Origin of the sequence: Micromonospora sp. NPDC000207 (assembly GCF_040300925.1) — a bacterium.
Classification (GTDB): Bacteria; Actinomycetota; Actinomycetes; order Mycobacteriales; family Micromonosporaceae; genus Micromonospora.
Window position 1 is genome coordinate 1 of sequence record NZ_JBEPEQ010000183.1, and the last position, 6,801, is coordinate 6,801.

General features: G+C 72.2%; 4 protein-coding genes. 1 reads left to right on the forward strand and 3 read right to left on the reverse strand.

Going from position 1 to position 6,801, the window contains the following annotated elements:
• Window positions 1-28: 28 nt before the first annotated feature.
• Entirely contained in the window at window positions 29-1,243 is a 1,215-nt protein-coding gene (locus tag ABT336_RS26320) for a serine/threonine-protein kinase (RefSeq protein ID WP_350900124.1), read from the reverse strand.
• A gap of 695 nt (window positions 1,244-1,938) precedes the next feature.
• Here ABT336_RS26320 and ABT336_RS26325 point away from each other — a divergent pair.
• Window positions 1,939-2,547, forward strand: coding sequence for a helix-turn-helix transcriptional regulator (locus tag ABT336_RS26325; RefSeq protein ID WP_350900126.1), 609 nt, complete (start codon window positions 1,939-1,941; stop codon window positions 2,545-2,547).
• Window positions 2,548-2,610: 63 nt separating this feature from the next.
• On the opposite strand, the gene pabB is transcribed toward ABT336_RS26325, so the two are convergent.
• Window positions 2,611-4,830 carry an aminodeoxychorismate synthase component I gene (gene pabB, locus ABT336_RS26330; protein ID WP_350900128.1) on the reverse strand — a complete coding sequence of 740 codons (2,220 nt, stop codon included), beginning with the start codon at window positions 4,828-4,830 and terminating at the stop codon, window positions 2,611-2,613.
• Window positions 4,827-6,320 carry an AMP-binding protein gene (locus ABT336_RS26335; protein ID WP_350900130.1) on the reverse strand — a complete coding sequence of 498 codons (1,494 nt, stop codon included), beginning with the start codon at window positions 6,318-6,320 and terminating at the stop codon, window positions 4,827-4,829. The genes pabB and ABT336_RS26335 overlap by 4 nt, the downstream gene beginning before the upstream one ends.
• Between the last annotated feature and the right edge of the window lie 481 nt (window positions 6,321-6,801).

Sequence of the window (6,801 nt, forward strand, 5' to 3'; positions counted from 1 at the left end):
TGCCACCTGTCGACGCCGGTCCGCGTCCCTACGGCGGGTCGGCCCGCCCGCCGAGGGCGGTGGCGAACAGCAACCGGACCAGGTAGACCACGACGAAGGTGGCCACCCCGGTCGCTGCGGCGTCGGGAACCCGACCGGCGGCGAGGTAGGCGACGGCGGCACCGACACAGCCGAGGAAGATCGCGGTGGAGACCCCCCACGCGTCGGTCGCCTCCCGGCCCAGCCGTCCCGCCCAGCCGACGCCGGTGGCCGGGGTGCCCCCGGGAGCCGGCGTCGGCGGCGGGTGGTGGGGGCGCGTCGCTTGCTCGGCCGCGATCGTGGGGATCGGCAGCGGCTCGTTCGGGGTGGGCGCACCGGCGGTCTCCAACCCCACCGCCAGCACCGTGGTGTCGGGGGCCGGGCCGGGCTCCCGGGCGTCCTGCCCGAGCAGTCGCATCAGGATCTGCTCGGCCGTCGGCCGGTCCGCCGGATCCTTGGCCAGGCACTCCCGGACCAGTTCCTCCAGCCCCGGCGGCAGCGGGGGCAGGTCCGGCGGCTCGTGCACCACCCGGTGCATCACCGCGAAGAGCGAGTCGCTGCCGAACGGCGGTCGGCCCCCGGCGGCGAAGGCGATCGTCGCCGCCCAGGCGAACACGTCGCAGGGCGGGCCGATCGCGTCGTTGCGGAACCGCTCGGGTGCCATGTAGGCGGTGGTCCCGAGCACCCGACTGGTGACGGTCTCGGTGACCCCCACCGCCCGGGAGATACCGAAGTCGATCACCCGGGGGCCGTCGCGGCCGAGTACGACGTTGTCCGGCTTGAAGTCACAGTGCACCACGTCGGAGCGGTGGATCGCGGCCAGCGCGGTGGCCGTCCCGACGGCGAGCCGGTGCAGGGCGTTGCCGGTCACCGGGCCGTGCTCGCGGACCTGCCGGTACAGGGTGGGGCCCTCGATGAACTCGCTGACCACGTAGGGCCGCTCGCCGTCGGGGTCGGCGAAGAGCACCTGGGCGGTGCAGAACGGGGCGACCCGGCGGGCCGCCGCGATCTCCTTCATGAACTGCGACCGGGCACGCGGGTCACTGAGGTCCACGTTGATCATCTTCACGGCGACCCGGTCACCCCGGTCGTCCTCACCGAGGAAGACCACGCCCTGACCGCCCGCACCGAGGCGACCCACCAGCCGGTACGGCCCGGCGGTCACCGGATCGCTCGCCCACAGCGGGGCGGGCCCGGTCGACGGATCACGGGCAACCTCTGTCATCGCGACTCCATCAGCGTCGATCCCGGATCCCCTCGGCGGAGCACACCGGTCATGGTGCCATGCCCCGACAGGTCGGCGGTGGACGTCCACCCCGCCTTCCCGGGCCGTACGGGCGTGTCCCGCGCCGGACCGTCACGACGGTTCCGCACCACGGTCGACAGCAGGTGTGACCCACTGTGACCGGCATCGGTGGGTTCGTGGCCGACTTGCCCATTTCGACACTTCCGTAAGAAGTACGAAACAGTTCCCGGTGTGTCGAGGAATCGGTCGTCGTCCCCGCGTCGGACCGCAATTCCGCGCCTCGCCTGTGAGTGCGCCCCCCTGTGGTGCCGGGTACAGTGACGACGGACGCAATGTGCACCCGTTGCACTGTGTAACGAGTTGTTCACAGTGGACGGTGGCGGCTGCGGGGGCCACGGCCCCACCGGCGCTGCGGGCACGGGGTGTGGACCACGTCGGCGCCTACCGTCCGTCGTCACGGTCCCCTACCCACACGACGTGGCGAGCCCCGTGCCAGGGCCGGTCACCGGATGCCGAAGGGGGAGGCGGGATGCGGGAGTCAGGTGATGCCAGATGATCGGCGGTCTCGATGGTCGCGGGGGGCCGGACCGCCCCGGTGAGCGCCGGTGAGCGCCCCGACGAGCGGTCAACCAGCGGCCCCCGCGAGCCTTCGGGTCCTGGTAGCGCCCGGTCCGATGATCCTCCAGAAGGGCCTGGAGGCGATCCTGCGTGACCTGCCCGCAGTGGCGCGGGTGCACACCGTCGACACCGCCGCCGCAGCCGCCGCGCAGCTACGCCAACGCTGCTGGGACCTCCTCGTGGTCCCCGCCGACGTCGGCGCCCCGGTGGAGCGGATGCTGTCCCTGGCGCGCGGGCTCGACGTCAAGACGCTCGCCGTCCTGCTGGCCACCGCCGGGCCGCTGCTGGAGGCGGCGGTCGAGCTGCCGGCCGACGGGTTCGTCGTCGCCGTCGACGTCGACCACCGGGTCCTCGCCGAGGCCCTCCACGACATCCAGCGCGGCGAGATGCCGGTGCCCAAGGAGTTGGGGCGGTTCGCGCTCTCGGCCCTGCAGGGGCGACACCGGATCGAACCGGAGACCCGCCTGACCCCCCGCGAACAGGAAGCCCTGGAACTGCTGGCACGCGGGCTCAGCAACCGGCAGATCGCCTCAGCACTGGGCATCTCCGAACACGGCGCGAAGCGCCACGTCTGCCGGATCCTCACCAAACTGGACTGCCCCAACCGGACGACCGCCGTGGCGACCGCGTACCGGCTGGGGCTCGTCGAGGAGCCCGTCGGGTGAGCACCGCGCGGAGGCGGCCGCGACACCGGCCACCTCCGCGTCGGGTCGTTCAGCCCACCGGGGTCACCGACCGGCGTGCGAGGCGACCGGGCGGCGCAGGTCCAGCACGCGCGGTGGCCGGGTCAGGTCCGACGCGTCCAGCCCCCGCAGGGGTGCCTGCAACTTCAGCCGCATCTCGGCGTACTCCTCCTCCGGGTCGCTGTCCAGGACGATGGCGCCACCGGCACCGACCCGCAGCTGCCCACCGTGCCGGACCGCGGTGCGGATCACGATGTTGAGGTCCGAGGGACCGGTCAGGCTGAGGAACCCCACCGACCCGGAGTAGATCCCCCGGGGGCGTTGTTCGAGGCCGTCGATGATCTGCAGGGTACGCAGCTTCGGCGCGCCCGTCATCGACCCGCCGGGGAAGCACGCGCGGATGACCTCGGTCGGTGACACCGACGGTTCACGCACGCCCCGCACCGTCGAGACCAGCTGGTGGACAGTGGTGTACGACTCCACCGACATGAACGCCGGCACGTGCACCGACCCGACCCGGCAGACCCGACCGAGGTCGTTGCGGAGCAGGTCGACGATCATCAGGTTCTCGGCCCGGGTCTTCGCCGAGGCCGGCAGCTGGGCACGCAGACGCGCGTCCCGGACCGGATCCGGATCGCGGGGGGCGGTCCCCTTGATCGGTTTCGCCTCCACCTCCCCGTCCGGGCCGATCTTCAGGAAGCGTTCGGGTGACGAGCAGAGCACCTGGCCCTCGCCGAAGTCCAGATAGGCCGCGTACGGGGCCGGATTGAGCCGACGTTGCCGCAGGTAGAGCCCGATCGGGTCACCCCGGAACGGCAGCCGGGCCTCGTTGGTCAGGCAGATCTCGTAGCTCTCCCCGGCGCGCAGGTACCGCAGGCAGGCCTCGACGTCGTCGACGTAACCGGAACGGGGACGGATCAGATAGGGCTCCGGGTCCACCGGATTCGCCGGCCCCGCCGCCTGCCGGGGGACCTCCTCGGGCCGCAGGCCCGCAGCGGTCCGGTCGATCCACCGGTCGGCCTCCCGGATGCTGTCCGGCTCGTCCCGGCACAGGGCCGACACCCAGGTCGTACGGGTCTGGTGGTCCACGGCGACGAACCGCGTCGCCGCCGTCCACACGGCGTCCGGGGTCGGTGCGGCACGCCCACCCGGCGCACCGCAGTCGGCCCTCAACTCGTAGCCGAAGTACCCCACGTACCCGCTCTGCAGGTCGAAGGGCAACTCCGGGTCGTGCGGGAGCCGCCGTCGGTCCAGCCGCTCCTGCAACACCTCGAAGATGGTCCCGGGCTCCTCGGTGACCGGACGCCCCCGCCCGTCGAGGACGTCGACCCGGCCGGTACCCACCCGGTAGCGGAGCACCTCGCCGTACGGGCCGCCCGGGTAGCCGAGGAAGGAGAACCGGGACAGCCCGGCCACCACCCGGCTGCTGTCGAGCCAGAACGCGTACGGGTGGGGTGCGACGTGCCGCCGGAACGCCTCGGTGGTCGAGCAGGCGAACGGCAGCCGACGTCGACGCAGCAGCCAGCCACCCGGCTCCGCCAACCCGCCGGGACACGACACCGACGCCGCCGCTGACACCGACGACCCGGCGGCGGCCCGGGCCACCACCGGCGGTGCCGACGTGGCGGGGTTCGCGGTACGCGCCACCGCCGGTGCCGACGGCGGGCGGTCGGCGGTACGCGTCGATCGGGTCGACGCCATCCGTCGGAAGTTCTCCAACAGGAGCCGACCCTGCTCGCTGGCGACCGACTCGGGGTGGAACTGCACCCCGAACCAGGGACGGGAGCGGTGCCGTACCGACATGATCACGCCGTCCTCGGCCCACGCGTCGGCGACCAGCTCCTCGGGCAGCGGCTCGGTCACGCACAACGAGTGGTAGCGCACGGCGACGAAGTCCTGGGGAGCCCCGGTGAACAGCCCGGTGCCCCGGTGCCGGATCCGGGTCAGGTGACCGTGCCGGGGGCGCGGGGCGTACCCCACCCGGGCACCACTGAGGTGGCCGAGGAGCTGGTGCCCCAGGCACACCCCGAGGACGGGCACCTCGCTGTCGGCGACCACCGGAGCGCACCGCCCGACGTCGCCGGGTTCCTGCGGACGTCCCGGGCCGGGTGAGACGACTATCGCGTCGAAGGACCGCGACACCGCGCCGGTCAGCTCCGGGCTGTCGTTCGTCAGCACCTCGGGTGCCACCCCGTAGGTCTCGGCGATGAGCTGGTACAGGTTGAAGGTGTAGGAGTCGTGGTTGTCGATCAGGAGCGTCCTCATCGCGCCGCCCCCGTCGACGCCTCCTGACGGGCGACCATGTCGCGCAACATGAACCGGCGTAGCTTCCCGGTGGGGGTTCGGGGGAGCGCCGGCACCACAGACACCGACCGGGGGACCTTGAACGGGGCCACCCTGCCGGCCAACCAGCGGGCCAGTTCGTCGGCGTCGGGCTCGGCGGCACCGTCGGCCGCCACCACGAAGGCGTGCAGCCGGGTCGCCCCCCGCTGGTCCGGTCGGGCCACGACGGCGGCCTCCACGACGGCCGGATGGTCGCCGATGAGCTGTTCCACCGGCCCCGGTGCCATGGTGATCCCGGCGACCATCTCCAGGTCGTCGGCGCGACCGTGCAGGGTCACCGTCCCGTCGGGGTTGCGTACCGCCAGGTCTTTGGTCCGGAGCCACCCGTCGACGACGCTCGCCGCGGTCTCGTCGGGCAGCCCGAGGTAACCGGACATGATGGTGTCCCCGGCCACCCACAGCTCACCCTGGGTGCCGTCGGGCACCTCCCGGCCGGTGTCGTCGAGGATCCGCAGCCGGTAGCCGGCCAGCTCCCGGCCGACCGTGTCGAGCCGGTGGTGGCGCAGGGTGTTCGAGCAGAACCCGTGTCCGGCCTCGGTGGACCCCAGCTGGTTGAGCACCGGCGCGCCGAGCAGCTCCGACGTGGCCTCGCCGAGGCCGGGCCGCAGCGCCTCCCCGGCGGAGACCGCCGCCCGGACGGTGCGCCACCGTCGAGGGTCCCCGTGCGCGACCATCCCGGCGTACGCGGTGGGCACGCCGTAGAGCAGTGTCACGCGGTGGGCGGCGACCAGCTCCGCTGTCTCCTCCGGGCTCGGCCGGTACGGCAGGAGCACCGCCGCCGAGCCGGAGAACAGGGGGAAGACGAAGGCGTTGCCGAAGCCGTACGCGAAGTAGAGCTTCGACACCGACAGGGTCACGTCGCAGGGCCCCACCTCCACCACGCCGAGACCCGCGCTGCGGTAGTAGCGTTCCGGGTCGCCGTGCCGGTGGATCGCCCCCTTCGGGCGACCGGTGGTGCCCGAGGTGTACTGGATGTACAGCGGTGTCTGCGCGTCGACCGGGTGCGCCGCCGCGCGCGGGCAGCCGGCCGCCCTGTCGACCAGGTCGTCACCGGCCAGGGTGGGCACCGGGAACCGGCCGGCCAGCTCCTGCGGGCAGACCACCAGGACCGGCTCGCAGTCGGCGACGATGTCGAGGTGCTCCGGCACTGCCAGGTCCGGGTTGACCGGGACGGCGACCGCGCCGAGTCGGGCAGTGGCCAGGAAGGTGACGTACCACGCCACCGAGTCGGGCATGGCGACGAGTACGCGTGCCGACGGCCCTACGCCGTGCCGGGCGAGCACTGTGGCCGCCCGCGCCGCGAGGTCGTGGACCTGCCCGTGGGTGTGGACGCCGGTCGGCTCGTACGTCGCCGGCCGCTGCCGCCAGCCGGACAGGTCGGTCAGCTGCTCCAGGGCCACCGCGAGGTTCATGTCGTGGTCCCGGGGACCGACGCGCGCGTGCCCGACGGCACCGACTCCGGTGCCTCCGCGTCGGGCAGTGCCGCCGGGGAAGCTGCTCGCTGCAATTGTGCCATGACCACCGCCGATGGGGAAAATTGCTGCCTGGCCCCTGTCGCTCTCCACGGTCAGGGGTTATCCGCGCCAATATCGTCCTTGGGTGGAGACGGTAACCCGCGCTTGGAAAGTCGGCAACAGATAGTGCGGGTACGGGTCGGATAATGTGCCTCATCGCCGTTCGGGTACTGCCTCTCCATTGAGGTGTTCCCCGTTTGATGGTCGGCTAAACCGCAGGTCAACGTGGGTGTATCGACCCTCCACCATAGATGTTAGGTATTCCTACGTACACTTTCAGGGTATGGGTAGGTGCCCGATCGGGCACCCTCCAAAATTGCGTATTCACGCCGACCGACGACCCTCAACTCAAGTGACGACGGTGGCGTGAATACGCAAT